Here is a 21940-nt window from a genome sequence, read left to right as displayed (position 1 = left end):
ATATAGCACATTCTCAGGAATTATTGGTTGACATACAAATACTAAAATCTAAGTCAAAGGGAGGTGTTCTTAATTCCCTTCAATTCGATTTCGAGTAGATTCTATTTTGATGCATTGACTCTCTCTTGAGTAGATTTAATTATGATGCATTACGCTCCACCGAGAAAATCGGCTACCATTTTCTTGGCGGTCGGAGTTATTGCTATTCCGCCCCTGGCCGTTTCTTTAAGTTCTTCGGGCAATCTTCTTCCAACTCTTCCAAGAGAGTCTGCCACTTCCTCAAAGGGGATAGCTGACTTTATGCCGGCAAGGGCAAGCTCCGCTGCCGTGAAGGCGATCGATACTCCGAAAGCGTTTCTCTTTACACAGGGGATCTCGACGAAGCCGCCTACGGGGTCACAGACAAGTCCCATCAAAGATTTAAGTGCAAGCGCCGGAGCGTTTTCCAGCGCACCGTATTCTTCGGGGTGCGTTGCATAGATTATCGCTACAGATGCCATCGCAGTGGCAGTTCCTACTTCCGCCTGACAACCAGACATTGCGCCGGAAATGGAAGCCCTTCTTTTGATTCTTTCTCCAACTGCTCCAGAAACGAGCAAAGCATTCCCAAGGGTGTCAAGATCAATACCCAGATCCATATGAAGTGAGAGCAGTGCTCCTGGAACGACCCCACAGGCGCCTGCAGTTGGGCAAGCAACGATCTTTCCCATGCTTGCGTTGTGTTCTGACATCGAAAGAGCAATGCTTACTCCTGAGAAAACCAGCGGACTAAGAAATTCGGGAATGTGATTTCTTGCCTTTGCATCATTGTCTCCAACCCATCCAGTTAGCGATTTCTCCGGTTTTTCCAATCTGCTCTGGTAGGAATTCAACATTTCTCTCACTAGTCCTCTAGAGGTCTCTTCGGCAACTTTGGGATCATTTCCGGTGTTCATCATGTACCAGTTCGACACCACTTTATGCAGCGCTGTCGCGGAGTCTCTTGCAGCCTTCACAAGGTCTTCGAACTTCATTATCATATTGACGAATCCAGCCTTTCAAGATAGGATACTTTCTTGACTACCTGCAGCCTTTTGATCGCACTTAGCAAGCTTTCGTCTGGTTCATTATCGAGTTCAACGACGCAAAGGGCCTCTCTTCTGAAAGGATCAACCCTTGAGAGGAAGAGATTGCTGATGTTCATATCGCTTGAAGAAATCTCTCCTACTATCTGGGAGAGTGCCCCAGGGATATCGGCATTCAAGATTACGAAGGAAGGGTATTTACCAGAGACGTCTGTATCAAAATCATTTATCGAAGCGATCCTTATCGAACCACCGCCGATCGAGGCACCGGTCATACTAAGAAATAGTTCTCCGGTACTTCCGTTGATTCTAACAGTATTTGGGTGGAGATCTCCCATATCTTCTTCCTCGAATGTGAAATATATGCCTTTCTCTTTAGCTATCCGGAAAGACTCTCTTAGCTTTGGATCAGCTTCCTTTATTCCCATTATCCCACCTATGAGTGCCCTGTCAGTCCCGTGGCCTCTAAAGGTTGCAAAGAGGGGGGCATTCAAAGTGAATCTAACTTCACTAGGCACTCCAGAAAACAGGGACCGAAAGGCTCTGCCGAGCCTTGCCATTCCCGCTGTGTGAGAACTAGATGGTCCAACAATTGCAGGCCCAATTATGTCTAGCAACATTGCTCTGCCTCCAATGAAAACGCGGAACCATAATGGTTCCGCGTTACAATGCAGATTACTTATAGATTATAGAAAGAGGCGGTTCCTCTGAATTCGGCCTGTTCTCCAAGCTCCTCTTCGATTCTTAGAAGCTCGTTGTACTTGGCGATTCTGTCCGTCCTGGATGCGGAACCGGTCTTTATCATCCCGGTGTTAGCAGCGACGGCAAGATGAGATATAAATGTATCTTCGGTCTCTCCGGATCTGTGGGAAATAACACAGGTCATCCCGTGCTTCTGAGCATATTCGATTGTGTCAAGCGTCTCTGTAACCGATCCAATTTGATTCAGTTTTATGAGGATGGAATTAGCTGACTTCTTCTCGACACCCCTCACTAGCCTCTTGATGTTGGTCACGAAAAGGTCATCACCGACTATCTGGACTTGATCACCTATCGCAGCTGTAAACTTCGCAAAGCTCTCCCAATCTTCTTCGGCGAACGGATCTTCGATGGATATTATTGGATATCTTTTTGCCAGGTTCGAGTAGTACTCGATCAACTGATCTGGAGTTAACTCCTTTCCATCGATACTATAAAGACCTCTGTCCTCATTATAGAATTCGTTGGCAGCGCAGTCGAGGGCTATCATTATCTCTTCGCCTGCTTTGTAACCGGCTGCGTCAATTGCGTTGGTTATGTATTTCAGCGCAGCTTCGTTATTCTCAAAGCTAGGCGCAAATCCACCTTCATCGCCCACAGCCGTCACGTGGCCGTTATCCTTAAGTATCTTCTTCAGATTGTGGAAGACCTCGACTCCAGCCCTGAGGGCATCCTTGAAATGATTGAACCCTGCAGGAACTATCATGAACTCCTGAATGTCCAGGTTGTTATCGGCATGTTTGCCGCCATTTACGATGTTCATGAATGGGACAGGGAGAGTCTTAGAATTGACTCCGCCAAGATACTTGTATAGCGGCGTGTCGATACTGTCGGCTGCAGCTCTTGCAACTGCCATTGAAACTGCAAGAATGGCGTTTGCTCCGAGTTTATCTTTGTTATCGGTTCCGTCGAGTTCGAGAAGAGCTGAGTCAAGACCTGTCTGATCAAAGCCATTCATTCCGATAATCTCCGGGGCAATTATTTCGTTTATATTTTCAACTGCTTTCAGCGTTCCCTTTCCGAGATATCTCTTCTTATCCCCGTCTCTGAGCTCAAGGGCCTCAAACTTGCCTGTTGATGCTCCCGAAGGGACTATCGCTCTTCCATGACCCCCGTCATCCAGCCAAACTTCGGCTTCAACCGTAGGTGTTCCCCGTGAGTCCAGAACCTCTCTCGCTATTAGATCTACAATCTGAGCGTACATTTCTCCACCTCCACTAATCAGGTAAAACTAACGTACCTGTTTTCCCGCCAATTATAGCATCGAATAGATTACCCTTGTTAAAGAAATCAATAACTCTGACTGGCAGGCCGTACCTCTGACAGATCGAAAAGGCTTCTATATCCATGATTTTAAGCCTGCTCTCGATCGCTTCGGAAAATGTTGTTCTGTCGATTCTTTTGGCTTCTTTATTGGTTTTCGGGTCATTATCATACACTCCGTCAACCTTTGTGCCCTTAATTAGAACGTTAGCCCCGATTTCTACCGCTCTTACTGCTGCGGCAGTGTCAGTTGTGAAGAACGGAAGGTATGTGCCCCCGCCAAATACAACAATCTTTCCCGTGTTGAGCGCGTCTTCTATTGTGTCGTACCTGTGCTCAAGAAGAGATGGAATTCCTGCAATCGAAGAAATCGCAATCGCTTCAAACCCATTCATGCAGAGAGATTCCTTCAGGTAGAGTGAATTCATTATCGTGCCAAGAATACCTAGTTCGTCGGCTCGCGAGCTTCTCATTTCGGAAAGCTCGCGTCCCCTTATTATGTTTCCTGCTCCGATAACTATCGCGAGCTGAATTCCCTTTTCAACTGCAGGTCGGAGCTCTTCAATAAGAAAGGCGGTTCTGCCTGAATCAAACCCTCTCGCACCTTCTCCGCTCAAGACCTCGCCGCTGAGTTTCAAGAGTACTCTCCTATACATAAGCACCTCCAATAAAAAAGGTGAGCATCCGGCTCACCTTCCTAACTCAGTTTTCTGACTCTCCAACTTGCCAGCGGACGAATCTGCTGACCTTGATATTTTCGCCGGTCTTGGCAATCAACTCAACAAGGAGATCGTTGATCGTTTTCTCATTCTCGAATACGTATCCCTGCTCTAGCAGGCAGTTATCTTTATAGAAGCTTTCAAGCTTGCTTTCTACGATTCTTTCGATTATGTTTGCAGGCTTGCCGCTATCTTTCATCTGTTCGGCATATATTTCCTTCTCTCTATCGATAACCTCCTGAGGCACGTGTTCGCGGGAGATGAATCGTGCTCCCATCGCTGCCAGCTGAAGGGCTATCTTGTGGGCAAGTTCTTTGAATTCCTCCATTCTTGCCACAAAGTCTGTTACGCAGTTAAGCTCAAGTAGCACACCGAGCTTGCCATTGTGATGAATATAAGAGTAAACGAGTCCCTCGGCCGTTTCTCTTCCCGAAACCTTATCTGCCTTTAGTATGCCCTTCTTTCTCAGGTAATCCTTTGCCTGGTCGAAATCACCATCTGTTTCGACAAGTGCTCTCTTGCAATCCATCATGCCTGCTTGAGTGGCATCACGGAGCTTCTTTACCATATCGCTGGTAATATTTGCCATCTTTTATGTCCTCCTCCACTTAAATTCCAAGGAAAATTATAACTCAGTTAAACCGATATTAATTTCCACGATGTTAAGTCATCTTCCGAGTTTCTTTCTGAACTCTTCACGTACGCAGGGCGGAACCCATTTCGAAATATCTCCGCCGAACGCCGCAATCTCCCTAACCATGGACGAAGATATGAAGGAGTTTGTGGTCTCAGTCATGAGAAAGAGGGTTTCAAGTTCAGGAAGCATTGCTTTGTTCGCGTGGGCCATCTGAAGTTCTAACTCAAAGTCAGACACAGCCCTAAGACCACGAATGACTACCTTAACATCGTTTTCTCTGGCAAAATCAACGAGCAGACCGCTATGGGTTGTGATCGTAACGTTCCTTAAATGAGACACTCCCCTTCTAACCATTCCGATTCTTTCTTCATGATTGAAGAAATGTCTCTTATTAACGTTTTCCATGACCAGCACTACAACTTCGTCGAAGATTTCGCTACACCTTTCGACTAGATCTATGTGTCCATATGTTATGGGATCGAAAGAACCGGGATAAACGGCCTTCATCTTCAAATAGCGCCTAGTCATTCCGACTTGTTTGAGACAGGCGCCCCTCCTTTCATAATCTGTTACCTGGGGTTCTCCGGTATTTTGTAAGACTCTGGGGGAATCTCGCTAATCTTGTCGCCGTAGATAAGAAGATCTTCAAGCGTCATTGAACCCAATTCCCTCATCATTGCGTTATATAGTCTAAACCATACATACTTTACGGTGCAGTCGGGATCTTCAAGGCACTTGCCGTTCTGCTGAAGACAGGCATACGAGTTCATTGGTCGGTCGAGCTTGAGTATCACGTCTCTCAGAAGAATCTCATTGGCGGGTCTTGCCAAACAGTATCCTCCGTATCTGCCTCTCACTGCCTTTATTATTCCCGCTTGTCTTAACTCTCCGAAGATCTTCTCCAAAAAGTCTCTTGGGATCTCATTGCCCTGTACGATCTCCACAAGCGAGAGTTTTTCCTTTCCTTCACGGGTCGACTTTGCCATCTTATAAAGTGCTCTCAAAGCGTAACTGCTCTTAAGTGTAAAACCCATTTCTAAGCCTCCTCTGAACTCTCTTCCCCGGAAGACAGAAGAGCGTTCACGAATTCCCTGTTGTCGAAGGGCTTCAAGTCGTCTTCCTTCTCTCCGACGCCTATGTATCTCACCGGTATTCCAAGTTCCTTGACGATTGCAAAGATTATTCCACCCTTTGCCGTGCCATCAAGTTTGGTTAAGACAATACCGGTTACGTCGACGGCCTCCTTAAATTTCTTTGCCTGAACCAGACCGTTCTGTCCAGTAGTGGCATCCAGAACAAGCAAAACTTCACTCGGAGCTCCTGGTGATGCCTTGCCGATCACTCTGTGCACTTTCTTCAGTTCTTCCATCAGGTTGCTTCGCGTGTGCAATCTCCCCGCAGTATCGATTATGACGATATCTTTCCCTTTGCTGACCGCGTGGCTTATTGCGTCGAAAGCAACGGCGGCCGAGTCGGCACCCTGTCCCTGGTTTATGAAATCAACATTTGCCCTCTCGCTCCAGATTCTCAGCTGTTCAACGGCGGCAGCTCTGAAAGTATCACATGCCGCAAGGACAACCTTCTTTCCGTTCATGGAGTAAAGCTTTGAAAGCTTGCCTATTGTCGAGGTCTTTCCGGTGCCGTTTACACCTACAACAGAGATCACGTATGGTTTTGCTTGTGGAACTTCAAATTGTATGTCAAGAATTTCTATCAGCACTTCCTTCAATACCTCTACAGGCTCTCTACCTTTCTCTGTTCTCTCTCTGAGCGCTTCAATTACCTCTTCGACCGTTTCAGAGCCCATATCTGACAGGATAAGTAGCTCCTCAATCTCTTCAAGAGCAGCTGCATCAAGCGTTTCGAAAGACAGGAGCTTCTTCACTCTCTTGAAAAAGCCTTCTCTTGTTTTCTTCAGGCTATCCTTTAGTTTAGAAAAGGCACCCATCATTCGTTCCCCACTATGCCAACCGGTCTATACATTGACAGCTCTTTCCTTATCTCCTCGAGAAGAAGGTCAAGTCCTTCTTGGATGCTGACTTCAAGCGGTTTCTTTTCAGTTCTGGCTTTGACCTCAACAATGTCCTGCTGAAGTTTCTTTCCCAGAGTGACTCTTATGGGAATCCCAATGAGATCGGCATCCTTGAACTTCATTCCAGGAGAAATCTCCCTGTCGTCAAGGAGAACATCGTAGCCCTCCTTAATCAGAAGCTCGTATATTTCCTCAGATTTCTTCAGGACATCAGGGTCCTTAGCATTTACGGCAGTTATTATGATTTCGAACGGAGTGACGGACAGGGGCCATATTATTCCATTTTCGTCATGTAACTGCTCGACTATGGCACTTATGGTTCGGGACACTCCCCAGCCATAGCAGCCCATAATATAATGAATACTATTACCCTGATCATCGGTTACGTATCCGTTCATTTTTTCCGAATACTTGGTTCCGAGCTTGAAGATGTGTCCTACCTCTATGCCTTTAGCGGACTTCATTGGAATTCCACACTTGGGACACGGATCTCCCTCTTTCACCACTTTCAAATCATGCCAGGAGTCTATCTCGAAATCACGGCCGGGAAGAACGCCGAAGTAATGGTATCCTTCCTTCAAAGCTCCGCAAACCGCGTTATTCAAACCTTTGATTGTATGATCGGCGATTATTGCTACATTCTTGGGAAGTCCAATCGGACCAACGAAGCCGATCGGCACCCCTAACAGGTCCAGTACTTCCTGAGGGGTCGCCATGGTAAGAGTCTGATCCTCAAGGGCAGCCTTGAGCTTCGATTCGTTGAGCTCTTCGTTTCCACGAATTAGAGCCATATAGTACCCTTTTCTACCTTTATAAATGAGTGATTTCACAATGTCCTTTGGGGTTACGCTCAGGCAGTCTGCCACTTCCTCCACAGTCCTGGAATTCGGTGTTGGAACTAGCTGCAAATCTGAGGTTTTCCTTTCCTGGGTCTCTTCCTTCAAGAGGTACTCCGCCTTTTCATCTGAAGCAGCGTATCCGCAGTCACAGTAAAGCAAAGTCGATTCTCCGTAATCAGCAAGCACGTTGAATTCATGGGATTCATTTCCACCTATTGCTCCAGAATCGGCTTCTACAACCAGGAATTCGAGTCCTATTCTCTCCAAAATCTTGCTGTACGCTCCGTAAAACTGTCTATATGTTTCGTCAAGAGAAGTCCATGAATCGTGAAAACTGTAGGCGTCCTTCATCAGGAACTCTCTTGATCTCATGAGGCCGAATCTCGGACGAATCTCATCCCTGTATTTCATTGCAATCTGGAAGAGAGATACAGGAAGCTGCTTGTATGAATTAAGCTCGTTTCTTAGAAGATGGGTTATGATCTCTTCATGGGTAGGTCCTAGCGTGAAGAACCTCTCGTGCCTGTCCTTCATTCTCATCATCTCGGGGCCATAGTCGTCCCATCTGCCTGTCTCGTGCCATAATTCTGCCGGCTGTATGATTGGCATCAGAATCTCTTGAGAACCGATTGCGTTCATCTCTTGACGAACGATCTCTTCAATCTTCTTGAGAACCCGGAGACCAAGCGGAAGGAATGAGTAGATACCGGCGGCAACTTTTCTGACAAATCCACCACGAACGAGAAGCTTGATACTTACTAGGTCTGCATCGGCCGGAGCATCTCTTAATGTTGGAGCATAGAGTTGTGAAAACCTCATCAGATCTCTCCTCTCGAAATTCAGCTAATCAGGACTAATTCAGTGAGATTATAGCATAGTTCCAGCAAGCTGTTTGACGTTTTGATATAATAAAGTATATGACTTATAAGGAGGACGAGCATGAGTATTTCTGTACTTCAAGAAGAGCTCAGGGATTATGTTGAGAACGTGAAGAGAGCTGCTCGTTTCATTGAAAAGGAAGTTGAGCTGAAGTCAAAAGTTGCAGTGATTCTAGGCAGCGGACTTGGAGATGTATCTAATAGCCTTGAAAATACCGTTTCAATTCCTTACGATGAGATTCCCGGCTTCCCGTTGTCAACTGCTCCCGGTCATAAGGGCGAACTAACTTTCGGAAATGCCCTTCACCACAATGTGATGCTAATGAATGGGCGTTTTCATTTTTACGAAGGTTACTCCATGAAAACTGTGACCTTCCCAATAAGGATAATGCAAGAACTGGGTGTAGAAGTACTTCTGATCACCAATGCTTCGGGCGGTCTCAACCCTGATTTCGAAGTGGGTAGAATCATGCTCATCAAAGACATCATAAACTTCATGGGTGATAATCCTCTGATAGGTCAAAACGTCGATGAATGGGGTCCTCGGTTCCCGGATATGAGCGAGCCCATAGACAGCGATCTGTTTGACAAGGCTCTTATTTCTGCTAAAGAGCTTGGCGTGGGTGTCTATGAAGGAGTTTATGTTGGTGTGGCAGGGCCAAACTTCGAGACTCCTGCGGAATTAAGGATGCTGAGAAGGTTTGGCGCAGATGCTGTGGGTATGTCGACCGTGCCGGAAGTTATAGTGGCGCGTCACGCAGGTATCAGAGTGCTCGGCCTTTCCGCGATATCGGATAGAGCCGTTCCCGACGATTTGAAGCCTCTCACAGCCGAGGAAGTCCTTGAAATGGCTAAGAGAGCGGGAAGCGATATGAGTAAGTTGATACTTAAGACTCTAGAAAAAATATAGGGAGAGACAATCTCTCCCCTCTGGTGGGTGCGGTAGGGATTGAACCTACGGCCTCTTCCTCGTCAAGGAAGCGCTCTTCCACTGAGCTACGCACCCGAACAAGATTGATTCTACCATCGTCTTAAGAGCGTTGTCAATAGAATAATTCGCGAAGTTGATTTGCATTACGAAATAATACGTACAGGTTAACGGCATTTTGAATTTAGAGGCTCCATAGATTATAATTGTACTATCACACTCATCTCTATTTTGAAAGGGGGCAACATTAGTGAAAAAGATTTTACTGGTAACACTTACTGTGCTTTTCTTAGCTTTTACTGCGTTTGCAAGCGACCCAGAAACATTCGTTAATCTCACTATTAGTGAACCGGAGACTCTTGATCCGCTCCACTCATATGACACCGCAAGTGGAGAAGTTATTCTTAACCTTTATGAGAACCTAATCCAGTATGACGGTGAATCAGTCACAGACTATCTGCCGATGATTTCGACCGAAGTACCTAGTGCCGAAAATGGCCTTGTAAACCCAGAAGGAACTGTATTCACCTTCCCAATCAGAGAAGGCGTCAAGTTCCATACTGGTAATTTGCTGACTCCTGCAGATGTGGAATACTCATTCGAGAGATACATACTCGGTGATCCGTCAGGAGGACCTCAGTGGATGATAATTGAGGCACTCACCGCTGGTTCTTTTGCAAGCGTAGAGGGTTGGTTTGAACACTACGCTGGAATGGCTTATTCAGAAGCAGTGGATGCGGAAAGAAATCCGACATCTGAAGAAGCAAAGGCGATGCTGATTTCGTTCTATGAAGAAGTCGTTGATCCTAAAGTCGAAGTCGATGGAAATAATGTAATTTTCGTTCTTGACGCTGCGTGGGGTCCATTTCTGAATACAATAGCGCATTTCGGATCTTGGGCTGCCATTACCGACTCCAAGTGGGGAATCGAAAACGGTGCTTGGGACGGCAAAGCAGATGGTTGGTGGAAATGGCATGACCTAGAACCACAGGAAAGTCCATTCCATAATGCCGAAGCAGGTTCTGGTCCTTTCAAGCTGGTTGCTTGGGATTCAGCTCAGCAGAGGGTAGTTCTCGAAAGATTTGACGACTACTGGGCAGGCCCAGCTGCAATAAAGAATGTCGTTATTTGGGGCGTTGACGAATTCTCCACAAGGAAGGCGATTTTCGAAGCCGGAGATGCAGACATTGCGTACTTTGGCGCTCCTTATCTGGATCAGGCAGAGGCTCTTGCAGCTGAAGGTAAAGCCGTTGTGACAAAGGGTTACCCTACTGCGAGCATCACGTCTCTTCACTTTAACTGGCTTGTTACAGAGGGTAGCGAGTATCTTGGAAGTGGAAAGCTTGATGGAAATGGCGTTCCAAGAGATTTCTTTTCGGACATTCATGTTAGAAGAGCTTTCTCATTCTGCTATGACGGGGCAACATTCGTAGATGAAGTCCTGAATGGTCTTGGAGAGCTTGTCCCATCAGATCTCCCGAAAGGTTTCCTTGGATATGATGAAACTCTTCCTCTTCCAGAATTCAATCTTGCAAAGGCCGCCGCCGAGTTCAAGCAGGCCTGGGGCGGAGAAGTCTGGGAAAAAGGATTCAAGATTCAGCTTCTGTACAATACAGGTAACGATGCTAGACAGACTATAGCAGAGATGCTTGCTTACTTTGTAAATTCAGTCAATCCGAAGTTTAAAGTCGAACCTCTTGGAGTACAGTGGCCGACCTATCTAGCAGCCCAGAGGAATGGGTTCCTTCCGTTGTTCACTATAGGCTGGCTGGCAGACTATCCTGACCCGCACAATTTCATTGCTACTTACTACGCAAGCTATGGAGTTTACGCTTCAAGACAGGGCGAACCTTTCCAGGAATGGGCAGCTGCAAATGTAGATGCCGAAATAAGCGCTGCAGCAGTATCTGTCGATAACGAAGAGCGATTCAATCTCTATAGAAGCGTCCAGGAAAAGGTTATTGATGCTGCAATCGGTATTCCCCTGTATATGCCGACGGGTCTTAACGTAAGGGCGCCTTGGGTTGAAGGGTGGTATCCGCATCTAGTAAGATCTGGATTCTACTACTACCAGCTTTCCAAAAATCAGTAACTGAATATATCCCGAAGAGAGCCGGGGCCTTCTTACCCGGCTCTTTTTTTGACTGGAGATATGGATTATAATAGACTATTGTTTTTGTTTTGATGAAAGAGGGGTGATACTCAGGTGACTGCCTACATAATCAGAAGGCTCCTTTTGCTGCCATTAATAATGATTGGTGTTACTTTGATCATCTTCGCAATGATCTGGGCGCTTGGTCCAGACAGGTTACTTGCTTCTTATGTGAAGAGTCCGGAAGCATTGAAAACACCCGATGCGGCAGAAAGACTTATAAAGAAATATGGTCTTGATGAACCTATGCCTGTTCAATATCTGAAATGGCTAGGCAATGTTATTCAGGGTGATTTTGGATACTCAATGGTTGGAAAGAAAGGCGTTCTTCCTTCGATGCTAGAGCGCTTCCCCTATACACTGGAGTTGGCAATCTATGCAATTGTCCCGGTAGTTCTAGTTGCCATATGGTTGGGAGTGATTTCAGCCGTTAATCAAAACAAATTTACAGATCAATTCATAAGGGTCTTTGCCCTTGTGGGTTGGTCTCTTCCTGATTTTGTCTTTGGGCTTTTGCTCCTTCTTGTCTTCTACTCAATTCTTGGTTGGTTTCCACCCGGGATGGTCAGTACTCAGTATGATTTGGTCATGAGGACCGCAGAATGGAAGAACATAACGAGCATGCCGACAATAGATGCGCTTCTTAACGGCAGACTTGATATATTCATCGACGCTTTGAGACATATTATTCTCCCTGTTCTAACTCTTGCTTATCTGTGGTGGGCTTATTTGCTAAGGATTACTCGTTCAAGTATGCTTGAAGTTCTCAGGAAGGACTATATCCGAACGGCGAGAGCAAAAGGCGTGCCTGAGAGGATAGTCATAAATAAGCACGCTAAGAGAAATGCCATGATTCCTGTTATAACCGTTGCCGGAGGATCGGTAATGGGCTTGCTCGGAGGAACAGTGTTTGTTGAGACGATTTTCTCGCGTGTAGGAATGGGGAGATTTCTCGCGGATGCTGCGAGCCTTCTAGATTACTGGTCGATAATTGGCGGAGCTCTGTTCTTCTCCTTTATTATGGTTGTAGGAAATCTGGTCGTCGATGTCTCTTACGCCCTCGTTGATCCAAGAATTCGTCTAGAGTAAGGGGGAAGATGCGAATGCCAGCAAAGAGAAAGAGTGAGTTCAGAAAAGTAATGAAGAAATACTGGACGAATGGCACAGCCGTTCTGGGAACCTGTCTCCTGTTTTTCTTCATAGTCATAGCGATCTTCGCCCCTCAGATTGCTGGAGTTAATGAAATGGGAGACAACTATCAGATTCCAAGAGCCTCCTGGTCATCGAAACCGATAGCGCCTTCAGCCGAACACCCCTTTGGGGTTATCGGTGGGAGAGATGTATTTTACGGTGTGGTCTGGGGAACACGAACGGCTTTTAGACTTGGCTTGATCATCACTGGATTTGCCGCCCTGATTGGAGTTATTGTCGGTTCGATCTCTGCGTACTTCGGCGGGTGGGTCGACGAAATTCTTATGAGGATAACTGACATCTTTTTGTCGATTCCCTTCCTGGTTGCTGCAATGGTCATGACAACGATTCTGGGCAAAGGTCTAGACAAAGTTATAATTGCTTTGATAATCTTCGGTTGGATGAGCACAGCGCGTCTGATTAGAGGAAATATCCTTCAAGCGAGAGAAGAGCAATATGTTCTCGCAGCAAAAGCTCTTGGACAGAAGGATTGGGTAATTATTATCAAACATATTCTTCCAAATACGATTTTCCCGGTAGTTGTTCAGATGTCGATGAGAATCGGTTCTTATGTTATCACTGCGGCAGGACTGAGCTTTTTGGGAGTTGGAGCAGAGCCTGGCTATGCCGACTGGGGAACGATACTGTCCTTTTCAAGGAACTGGATGACGATGCTTGACCAATCTTGGTTTGCTATAGTCTTCCCAGGTACTGCCATGGTGCTCTTCGTTCTTGCATGGAACCTTGTCGGAGATGCATTGAGAGATATCTTCGACCCGAGAATGAGAAGCTGAGGGGGTTTGAGTCATGGATGAGAAGAAAGCGCTGTTGCAGGTAGAAGACTTAAGAACATATTTCCATACAGAAGATGGGGTTGTTAAGGCCGTTGATGGGGTGACCTTTGAGGTCTTCCCAGGCGAGACGCTTGGAATCGTCGGCGAATCTGGCTGTGGAAAAAGTGTCACATCGCTCTCTATTATGAGACTTCTTGACGAGAAGGGAGAGATAGCGGGCGGTAAGATTTTTTTCGACGGCCAAGATATCATGGCGATTCCTGAGTCAAAGATGATGAAGATCAGGGGAAACGATATGGCTATGATTTTTCAGGAACCCATGACGGCTCTAAATCCGGTTTTCACGATAGGATTCCAGATAATGGAAGCTATCTTGCTTCATCAGGATGTTGACGAAAAGAAGGCACGTGAGATGGCAATAGATATGCTGAAGAAGGTTGGAATTCCCGAACCTGAAAAGCGGATCGATGAATATCCCCACGAACTCTCTGGAGGGATGCGCCAAAGAGCGATGATAGCGATGTCTCTCTCCTGTAATCCCAAACTGCTTTTCGCGGATGAGCCCACGACTGCTCTTGACGTGACTATTCAGGCGCAGATTCTTGAGCTCATGAAGTCTCTTCAGGATCAGTATGGTATGGCTCTTGTAATGATCACTCATGATCTGGGAGTAATTGCGGAGATGGCTCAGAGAGTCGTAGTGATGTACGCCGGAAAGGTTGTTGAATATGCTGATGTTCATACTCTCTTCAAGAATCCAAGGCATCCATACACATGGGGGCTTATGAATGCAATACCAAAACTGGATGAAGATAAAGAGGTTCTCTATAACATCCCCGGTGTCGTTCCCGACCCTCTTGATTTCCCCGATGGATGCCGGTTCAACACAAGATGCCCTCTCGCCACAGACAAGTGTCGAAAGGAAGAGCCGCCTCTAGTAGAAATAGAGAATGAACACACTGCTGCCTGCTGGCATATAGATAAGCTCATTGAAACGATCAAAGTATCGAGGGCAGGTGAGAGCGCATGAGCATTCCGAACGAAAGCAAGTTGCTTCTCAGAGCAGATGAACTCGTGAAGTATTTTCCAGTAAAAGCTGGAGTCTTCAGAAGAGTTGTTGCACAGGTTAAGGCCGTTGACGACGTCAGTTTCGATATCTACGAAAAGGAGACACTCGGACTGGTCGGCGAGTCTGGCTGTGGTAAGACCACTGCCGGTATGACTGTTCTCAGGCTTTACGAACCGACCTCGGGAAGAATAATCGTCGGAGATGAGGATACAACACATTTTTTCATGCCCTTGTTGAAGGCCAGAAAATACTTGAAAAAGACATACGTCGAGAAATTTTCCGATTTGAAAGCAAAATCAGGCTCTGTTGAAGCCGCCTTGAGCTCTTTTGACAACGACTTTGACAAAAAGATGGCCGAGAAGTACTTCAAAGAATTCAACGAAGATAGCGGTGAATTCATGAAGAGTCTTCTGGGAAACAGGAAAGACAAGAGAAAGGCATTCAGAAGAGACGCTCAGATTATCTTTCAGGACCCGTTTTCTTCTTTGAATCCAAGAATGAGAGTCAAGAATATTATCGGTGAAGGTGCAAGAATTCACGGTCTCGCTACAGGTAGAGATGTAATGGATATGGTGGCTGACATCATGACCAAAGTCGGTCTTTCAAAAGATCACATGTCGAGATTTCCTCACGAGTTCAGCGGAGGCCAAAGACAGAGAATAGGTGTCGCAAGAGCCCTGATTCTTAATCCGCGGCTCATCGTCTGCGATGAAGCCGTCTCCGCGCTTGACGTGTCGATCCAGGCCCAGATTCTTAATCTCTTGAGCGATCTTCAGAAGGAGTTTGGACTTACATATCTCTTCATTGCGCACGATCTTGGAGTCGTGAAGCATGTAAGCAAGCGTGTTGCAGTGATGTATCTTGGAAAGATCGCCGAGCTCGCAGACAAGAAGAAGCTCTTCGGTAACCCGCTCCATCCTTACACGGTTTCTTTGATGTCGGCGATTCCAGAGGCTAACCCCGAAAAGAAGAAGCAAAGAATACTTCTTGAAGGGGATGTTCCCAGTCCGATAAACCCACCTTCAGGCTGCAGATTCCATCCGAGGTGTCCCATTGCGAAGGACGTCTGTTCGAAAGAAGAACCCAAACTGCAAGATGTAGGTGGAGGTCATTACGTTTCCTGTTTCTTCCCGGGAGAACTGAAAAGAGGACTCTAAACTACACTATTCCGCCGATGCCGTTGATAATTATCTGGACATCGGCGGGATGTTTCTTCTGTATTTTCTGGAGAAATTCGCAGTTCGCTTCTGGCAGAAGCTTTACGGTAACTTTCATTCTGTAGGAATTCTTGAGCTTTGAAAGAAGCGGAGCGACTGGGCCAAATACCTCGATCGAATCGATTCTCGCTTGCCTTATTTCTTCTGCGATCTTTTCGGCCAACAGTCCGCTCTCGTCCTCAGTCTCTCCGTAGCATATCACTTCCGCAATTTTACTGAAAGGTGGGTTATTCAACTCCTTTCGGAGAGTTATTTCATCTAAATAGAAGGTTTCATAGTCCCTTTCGAAGGCAGCTTTCATTATTCTGTTGTTTGGATTGAAAGTTTGAATGAAAGCCTTTCCTACGCTTGCTCGACCTGAGCGTCCGCTAACCTGCGCAATATGCTGGAAGGCTGTCTCGGGACTGTCGTAACTGGGAAAGCTCATCAGTCTATCTGCATCGACTATAAGAACCATCTCAACATCGGGAAAGTCAAGGCCTTTGGTTATCATCTTTGTACCTACAATTATCTGACATTCCTTTCGTGAGATTTCGAGTAAGGCCTTTTCATATGAAATGGGGTTGTCGATCGTCTCTCTGTCCATTCTCATGATTCTTGCTGAAGGGAAATACTTTTGCAGATCGTGTTCTACTCTCTCTGTTCCGAAGCCCCGTGCAGAGAGAGTCATTGAGCCACAAACGGGACAAAACTTAGGTGCGGGTTCTTTGTAGCCGCAGTAATGGCACTTAAGCGAATTATCGCTTCTGTGATATGTCATGGAGACCGAGCAGTGAGGACAGCTAACTGTGTTTCCACATGTGTAGCAGACGACATAATTTGAATATCCTTTTCTATGGACGAAAACAAAGACTTGCTTTGCTGCAGAAATCGTTTGTCTGATTTCCTCTAGTGCCCTTTTGCTGATTATAGGGTTCTTCTCTTCTTTCATATCGATTATCTCGATTGTGGGAAAGGATCCGACAGGTCTTTCTGTTAGACGGAGTAGAGAAAGTCTGTCAGATTCAACCAGGTGATAGTGTCCAACTCTTGGTGTTGCGGACCCAAGAATGATAGGTATATCTAGCAGCTCAGCCTTTTTCAAGGCAGCTTCAACCCCATCATAATAGGGAAGACTCTGCTGGTAGAAACTGGAATCGTGCTCTTCATCAACCACTATCAAACCCGTGTTCTTCATCGGCACCCAAAGTGAACTCCTTGTACCGACAAGAATATCGACATTCTGCTCCACAGCATCCAACCAAATTCTCTGCCGCTGGCCTCTCGGCAGGTAACTGTGGTATTGTCTAACATCCCTTCCCGGGAAAGCACCTCTTATTCTTGCAAGGAGCTGGGGAGTCAAGGAAACTTCTGGAACGAGATACAGGATCTGTCGACCTCTGTTGAGCCAGTATTCCATGACCTTGAAATAGACCTCTGTTTTGCCCGTACCGGTCAATCCGTGAAGGAGAAAAGCCTTTGATTCGCTCTCCATTATTTCTCTATAAACCTCTCTTTGGCTTCCGCTGAGTTCGTCTACCGCAGGGATTACCCAGTGCGAATCGTCTTCCTCACACTCCTCGGCCGTGAGTATCCCCTTAGAAATCAGTGTTTCGATCGGGCTTCTGCTTCTTAGTTCAAGTTTCTTTTCAAGCTCGGAGATTTCCTCTGATTCAACAGAAAGGAGATAGTCAACTATGATCTGCCACAGGGGTGTTAGGTCTTGATTCAGTAGCCCGGTTTTCTTTGTTAACGATACTCGCCTTGTCTTGCGCTTTTTTGGAGTCTTCCTTTCGAAGCTGTGCATGATCTTGACTTCTCGTGAAGCCAGAAGCTCCTTAAGCTTGCCTTCACCGAATTCTTTGATAAACTTGTCCTTTTGAGTGGGGGGGAATTCAAAGCTTTCGGAAATGGGAACGATGAATTCATCGACAGCTAGAAGTTTTCCAGGCGGGAAGAAAAGGTCGAATACTTTGCCTGGAGGTGCAAGATACTCCTTCATTACATACTCCGCAAGCTTAATATCCTCTAATGAAAGGAAGGAACGTTCATCGACTCTCTTGTTGATACTCTTGATTCTGTACTTCCCCGTCTTACCTTCCAGCGATACAACATAACCGATAGTGTTGCGTCCGGCAAAATTGACTTCGACCCTCTCACCAGGTTCTAAAAGTTCATTAGCCTTGTAAGTGTATGTGTCATATAGAGGCGAATTTGAGATCGCGACCTGGATTAGCATTGACTACTGCTCCTGTCTGTGGTAAACGATTTGTGATAGTAGGTCAGAGCCTCTTGCTCTGCTTTCGGGATACTTGTGGAGACTTGAGTAAAATCTGACGGCCTTGAAATCCCTCTTTAGCTGTGCCTCAAGCAAGTCAACATCTATCTTCATTTCTTCTTTAAGAGATTTGTCTACTACTTTTCTCCATAAAGAAGCCGTGGTTATTATTGGGATCTTCGTTGAGTGCTTGATGTTCGAAAGATGAGTTCTTCCCTTTTCATTGAAGCCCAGTATCCGAATGTATTGAGGGCCGAGTTTGTTGCTTTTTCTTATTAGATCATCGGAGAATCTAAAGACGGGATAGTACATAAGCCGTCTGATTCTAGATAAGGTGAACCGTTTCGACTTGACGCAGTGGAGAAACCTTTCAAGACTTCCTTCCATGGAACAATCTTGAAATCTCGCGTCGAGACCTTCGACAAACCCATAATATCTGCAATAATCCTCTCTTGACAAGAGCCTGAAGAAGGAAATGAAAAAGGATTCAACATCCTCCTTGAAAACGGGACCTCTACCGCATCTTATTTCCCGAAGGATTATATCTAATGATTCCTTTGGCATTGTTTGAGAAGCGCTCTCGATATCGCCATTTTGAATCAGCCTTCTAATTGCCGTTGCGGAAGAAAATTCTCCACGATGCTCTTCATCAGTGTAAGAAGCCCCGACTCTCCTTATTGAGTGGGGAATCATCTTGCTCTTTATCTCTTGAATCGCTCTCAGGTATTCCACACCCAGGATGTTGTTGGATGAACCTATCTCTTCTATTCGGTGTGAAAGAGCTGCATTTTCAGTATGAATAAAGTCTCTCAGAGCATACTTTCTGGCATTAGGAAATGAATGACCAGTCTTAAGATGTTTCTTCAGAAGATCCTGATAGTGTTCGGGTTCTTTGATCAGAACTTTGGACACGGCCTTCATGAGGTCTATATCGTCTGTCTCACTCCCAAAAACGACATCTGTTACTCCAACATGATCAAGCGTCCATATCGATCCCGTTGCGAACCCTCCGGCGTCCTGCAAGGAATATACTACCGGCAATTCGAGAACCAGGTCGACGCCTTGCTCTAGAGCTGCTTCTGCCCTTGCAAACTTCTCGACAATCGCCGGCTCTCCTCGCTGAACAAAATTGCCGCTCATCACAGCAACGGTGACATCCGGCTTCACAATCTCTTTCGATTGTGAAAGATGATAAAGGTGGCCATTATGAAAGGGATTGTATTCCACAACGAGACCGAGTACTTTCATATATGAACCTCCCATGTATAGTGCTCCGGCGACATCGTTTTCTGTTCAGTCAGATGACGTAGTGAGGGACTTCCGAAGGCCGCTATCTACATGGCGGTGTTTGGCAGTCTGAGAACCTCACATACCGTAATGCTGAAAAGGGCCGTCCTTAGTCCTTCGTCCAAGATCATAGACCCGTCATTCGCAAGAGTAGTTGCAAGTTGTCAGTTCCAAGTTGCAAGCCCTAAAGTAAAGAAACGTCAGATACCTCGTTCTAAACATGAGGTCCGTTCTTGACGTGCACACACCCCCTCTCGAGAGGGGATTAAAGAGCTTTTCGAGACCCCAGATCCTTGCTTGCCCTCTAAGCTTTCCCCTTCTCTCTACTCTCTGAATAAACGGTCTGACCAAGAACTAAGAACAGATCCTCGCTCTGGAACGAATAACAGGTTCTCCCGGTGAACGGAGAACCATTCAACGACTAACTAGTTCCTTTGCTCTTTCCTACCACCGAGCCGCTACCCCCAACCTCGTTTCGCCCTTCGTCCTCACTCGTCTATCTGACCAACACCCCGTACAAGGGTCCGGCCGAAACCCTTTCAATTCTGATCTTAACAGATTTGCCTATCAGTTCAGGCTGAGCTTCGTAGATGACAATTTTGTTGTTCATTGTCCTTCCGTAGATCTTGCCATTTCCTTTGATCCTGCCTTCACCTATTACATCTATGATTCTGTCAAGATACTTCTCGTTTTCTTCCCTGTTGATATGTTTTTGTAAAGCAAGAAGATGATTCAGCCTTCTGGTCTTCACTTCTTGCGGAATATCATCAGCCATCTTTCGGGCAGATAGCGTGCCTTCTCTGGGTGAGTACATAGCGAGATTGATGCGCTCGAATCTAACTCCTTTCACTAAAGAGACCGTTTCTTCATATTCTTCTTCAGTCTCTCCAGGAAAACCGATAATGAGATCTGTGCTGAGAGTCACATTGGGTATTCCGCTTTTCACGCGGTCAATTAGATCAATGTAGTATTCTCTAGTATAGCCCCTGTTCATCGCTTTCAAGATTCTGTTGCTTCCCGACTGAACAGGAAGGTGTATTGAGCGAGATATCTTGTCGGATGACGCAATTACGTCGATCAACTCGTCACTGAAGTCTCTTGGGTATGAAGTGAGAAACCAGATTCTCTCAATTCCTTCTATCTTAGTCGTCTCTCTTATAAGCTCTGAAAGTGAAGACCCATCACTCAAGTCTTTACCATAGGAATCGACATTCTGTCCCAAATAGGTTATCTCTCTATAGCCTTTTCCGGCAAGTTCTCTTGCCTCAGAAAGGATGTCTCCCATTTCTCTGCTCTTTTCCCTTCCTCTTGTATATGGAACAATACAGTAAGAACAGAATTTGTCGCAACCAAAGATAATGGTGATCCAGGCATGATGTGAGCTTGTTCTCACTCTAGGGGTATCTGAATCGAGCTCGTCTATAAAATCGCCCATCTCGATGAATCTCTCTCCCAGTTCTGCCCTTTTTAGTAGTTTGTCAACTCTCGTGATCGCTCGCGTCCCGAAAACAAAGTCAACTTCTTTATGAGTAAGCAGTTCCGTCGCGTTCTTTTCGGCAACGCAACCGCAGACTCCGACAAGCAGATTCCCTTTCCTTTTCTTTAGGGCTTTAAGCTGTCCCAGCTTTCCATAGAGCTTGTCTTCAGACTTTCCTCTAACAGCGCAAGTGTTAACAATAACAGCGTCTGCTTCTTCTTCGCTGCTGGCGATTCCGTACCCTGCAGCAGATAGGACACCCATCATAGCTTCTGTATCATTTATGTTCATCTGACAACCAAATGTTCGAAAGGCTACTTTCAAGACATCACTCCTATTCCGATACCATTGCTCAGCTAAATTGTACCGCATTAGCCAAGAGCGATATACCACGTTATGTTACCATTCTATTGGAATGATTTTCCTGACCTCATTTACAATGAACAAGCTAGTAATAGCAAGGAAGCGAGCAATAAAACGGAGGTGCATTGTGTTTTCAGAAGCGTTCAGAATTGCAAGTCAGTTCACAAGACCAGTTGTGGTCCTAACGAGAAGTGGTGTTAAAAAGGTAAACGCAACTTGCGGAACATTCATGATACTTAACAGAGAAGGCTGGATAATCACCGTTGCACACCTTTGGCAATCGTACTTCATGTATAGACAACAGCAGGCAAAGCATGATATTGAGCCAGAAAAGAAGATAGAGAATCATTCGTTCTGGTGGGGTGGAGATGGAAAGGTTCTAAAGGATGTCAGACCATTTCCCGAGGATGACCTGGTAATCGGAAGACTTGAACCGTTTGATCCAGATGAGATAGTGGAGTACCCTGCTTTTGTGACGCAAGATGAAATGAAAATAGGGACAAGTCTTTGCAGGGTGGGATACCCCTTTTCCAGAATCCGTGCGTCCTTTGATGAAAAAAACTCTAGGTTTATGATGGATGGCAAAAGCCTGCCCTCACTTTACCCAATCGATGGAATTTACACCAGAACAGTTGAAGCACCGGCCTTCAAGGCAGCAAAGAAGACCACAAAGTTTATCGAGACTTCATCACCAGGTTTGCTGGGACAGAGTGGTGGCCCAATAGTGGACATGAAAGGGAGAGTCTGGGCAATTCAGAGCAGAACTGTGCATCTCCCGCTCGGCTTCAGTCCAAAGGTAAAAAAAGGCAGAGAGGAAATCGAGGAAAACCAATTCCTCAACGCCGGCTGGGGAGTTCATGTGGAAAAGATAAAAGATGCACTGTTTTCTATTGGGTAGTTCTAGAAGGATATTGATGATTACAGAAAGACTCAACTTTGACAGCAATGAATCTGAAAACAGCCAAACAAGGGAAAAAATGAAAAGAAAAATAGACGTACCACCACAGTGGTCTA

The 21940-nt window shown here is 45.9% G+C and carries 19 protein-coding genes and 1 tRNA gene; 7 read left to right on the top strand and 13 right to left on the bottom strand.

Annotated elements, in window-relative coordinates:
- Positions 1-149 precede the first annotated feature (149 nt).
- From B3K42_RS00100 to B3K42_RS00060, 9 genes are all read right to left on the bottom strand, one after another.
- The gene (locus tag B3K42_RS00100; protein ID WP_110989734.1) at positions 150-1019 is read right to left on the bottom strand and encodes an L-serine ammonia-lyase, iron-sulfur-dependent, subunit beta; all 870 of its coding nucleotides are present in this window, start codon (positions 1017-1019) and stop codon (positions 150-152) included.
- The gene (gene sdaAB / locus B3K42_RS00095) at positions 1016-1684 is read right to left on the bottom strand and encodes an L-serine ammonia-lyase, iron-sulfur-dependent subunit beta (protein ID WP_110989735.1); all 669 of its coding nucleotides are present in this window, start codon (positions 1682-1684) and stop codon (positions 1016-1018) included. Before sdaAB ends, B3K42_RS00100 begins: the two co-directional genes overlap by 4 nt.
- A 59-nt stretch (positions 1685-1743) precedes the next feature.
- Positions 1744-3027, bottom strand: a complete 1284-nt coding sequence (eno, locus tag B3K42_RS00090) for a phosphopyruvate hydratase (protein ID WP_110989736.1) — start codon at positions 3025-3027, stop codon at positions 1744-1746.
- A gap of 13 nt (positions 3028-3040) precedes the next feature.
- Positions 3041-3742 (bottom strand): uridine monophosphate kinase, encoded by a 702-nt coding sequence (locus B3K42_RS00085; RefSeq protein WP_110989737.1) that lies wholly within the window; start codon positions 3740-3742, stop codon positions 3041-3043.
- Positions 3743-3788: 46 nt separating this feature from the next.
- Positions 3789-4394 carry a translation elongation factor Ts gene (gene tsf, locus B3K42_RS00080; RefSeq protein WP_110989738.1) on the bottom strand — a complete coding sequence of 202 codons (606 nt, stop codon included), beginning with the start codon at positions 4392-4394 and terminating at the stop codon, positions 3789-3791.
- A 78-nt stretch (positions 4395-4472) separates the two neighbouring features.
- Entirely contained in the window at positions 4473-4949 is a 477-nt protein-coding gene (gene coaD, locus B3K42_RS00075) for a pantetheine-phosphate adenylyltransferase (protein WP_099829134.1), read from the bottom strand.
- A gap of 62 nt (positions 4950-5011) precedes the next feature.
- Positions 5012-5476, bottom strand: coding sequence for an RrF2 family transcriptional regulator (locus B3K42_RS00070; protein WP_110989739.1), 465 nt, complete (start codon positions 5474-5476; stop codon positions 5012-5014).
- A 2-nt stretch (positions 5477-5478) separates the two neighbouring features.
- Positions 5479-6390 (bottom strand): signal recognition particle-docking protein FtsY, encoded by a 912-nt coding sequence (ftsY, locus tag B3K42_RS00065; protein ID WP_110989740.1) that lies wholly within the window; start codon positions 6388-6390, stop codon positions 5479-5481.
- Positions 6390-8132, bottom strand: a complete 1743-nt coding sequence (locus tag B3K42_RS00060; RefSeq protein WP_110989741.1) for a proline--tRNA ligase — start codon at positions 8130-8132, stop codon at positions 6390-6392. The genes ftsY and B3K42_RS00060 overlap by 1 nt, the downstream gene beginning before the upstream one ends.
- A 120-nt stretch (positions 8133-8252) precedes the next feature.
- Between B3K42_RS00060 and B3K42_RS00055 the strand changes: the two genes are divergently transcribed.
- Positions 8253-9101, top strand: a complete 849-nt coding sequence (locus B3K42_RS00055; protein WP_110989742.1) for a purine-nucleoside phosphorylase — start codon at positions 8253-8255, stop codon at positions 9099-9101.
- A 21-nt stretch (positions 9102-9122) separates the two neighbouring features.
- On the opposite strand, the gene B3K42_RS00050 is transcribed toward B3K42_RS00055, so the two are convergent.
- A tRNA-Val gene (locus tag B3K42_RS00050) sits at positions 9123-9197 on the bottom strand.
- Positions 9198-9369: 172 nt separating this feature from the next.
- Here B3K42_RS00050 and B3K42_RS00045 point away from each other — a divergent pair.
- From B3K42_RS00045 to B3K42_RS00025, 5 genes are all read left to right on the top strand, one after another.
- Positions 9370-11211, top strand: a complete 1842-nt coding sequence (locus tag B3K42_RS00045; protein ID WP_110989743.1) for an ABC transporter substrate-binding protein — start codon at positions 9370-9372, stop codon at positions 11209-11211.
- 114 nt (positions 11212-11325) lie between these two features.
- The gene (locus B3K42_RS00040) at positions 11326-12360 is read left to right on the top strand and encodes an ABC transporter permease (protein WP_110989744.1); all 1035 of its coding nucleotides are present in this window, start codon (positions 11326-11328) and stop codon (positions 12358-12360) included.
- Between the two features lie 14 nt (positions 12361-12374).
- Positions 12375-13256: an ABC transporter permease gene (locus tag B3K42_RS00035; RefSeq protein ID WP_110989745.1), complete on the top strand. Its 882-nt coding sequence runs from the start codon at positions 12375-12377 to the stop codon at positions 13254-13256.
- A gap of 13 nt (positions 13257-13269) precedes the next feature.
- Positions 13270-14286, top strand: coding sequence for an ABC transporter ATP-binding protein (locus B3K42_RS00030; RefSeq protein WP_110989746.1), 1017 nt, complete (start codon positions 13270-13272; stop codon positions 14284-14286).
- Complete coding sequence (locus B3K42_RS00025) at positions 14283-15482, top strand: ABC transporter ATP-binding protein (protein WP_110989747.1); 1200 nt, start codon at positions 14283-14285, stop codon at positions 15480-15482. Before B3K42_RS00030 ends, B3K42_RS00025 begins: the two co-directional genes overlap by 4 nt.
- Position 15483: 1 nt before the next feature.
- On the opposite strand, the gene priA is transcribed toward B3K42_RS00025, so the two are convergent.
- The 3 genes from priA to miaB all read right to left on the bottom strand — a co-directional run bounded on the left by priA (position 15484) and on the right by miaB (position 20887).
- Positions 15484-17760, bottom strand: a complete 2277-nt coding sequence (gene priA / locus B3K42_RS00020; protein WP_110989748.1) for a replication restart helicase PriA — start codon at positions 17758-17760, stop codon at positions 15484-15486.
- 3 nt (positions 17761-17763) lie between these two features.
- Complete coding sequence (locus B3K42_RS00015) at positions 17764-19026, bottom strand: nucleotidyltransferase (protein ID WP_414674479.1); 1263 nt, start codon at positions 19024-19026, stop codon at positions 17764-17766.
- A 556-nt stretch (positions 19027-19582) separates the two neighbouring features.
- Positions 19583-20887: a tRNA (N6-isopentenyl adenosine(37)-C2)-methylthiotransferase MiaB gene (gene miaB, locus B3K42_RS00010; protein WP_110989750.1), complete on the bottom strand. Its 1305-nt coding sequence runs from the start codon at positions 20885-20887 to the stop codon at positions 19583-19585.
- A 166-nt stretch (positions 20888-21053) separates the two neighbouring features.
- Here miaB and B3K42_RS00005 point away from each other — a divergent pair, with 166 nt between their 5' ends.
- Positions 21054-21824, top strand: coding sequence for a S1 family peptidase (locus B3K42_RS00005; RefSeq protein WP_110989751.1), 771 nt, complete (start codon positions 21054-21056; stop codon positions 21822-21824).
- The last annotated feature ends 116 nt before the right edge of the window (positions 21825-21940 follow it).

This window comes from Mesotoga sp. UBA6090, from assembly GCF_002435945.1.
Lineage (GTDB): Bacteria > Thermotogota > Thermotogae > Petrotogales > Kosmotogaceae > Mesotoga.
The sequence above is the reverse complement of the archived record's forward strand: the minus strand, read 5'-3'. Positions and strand labels throughout refer to the sequence as shown.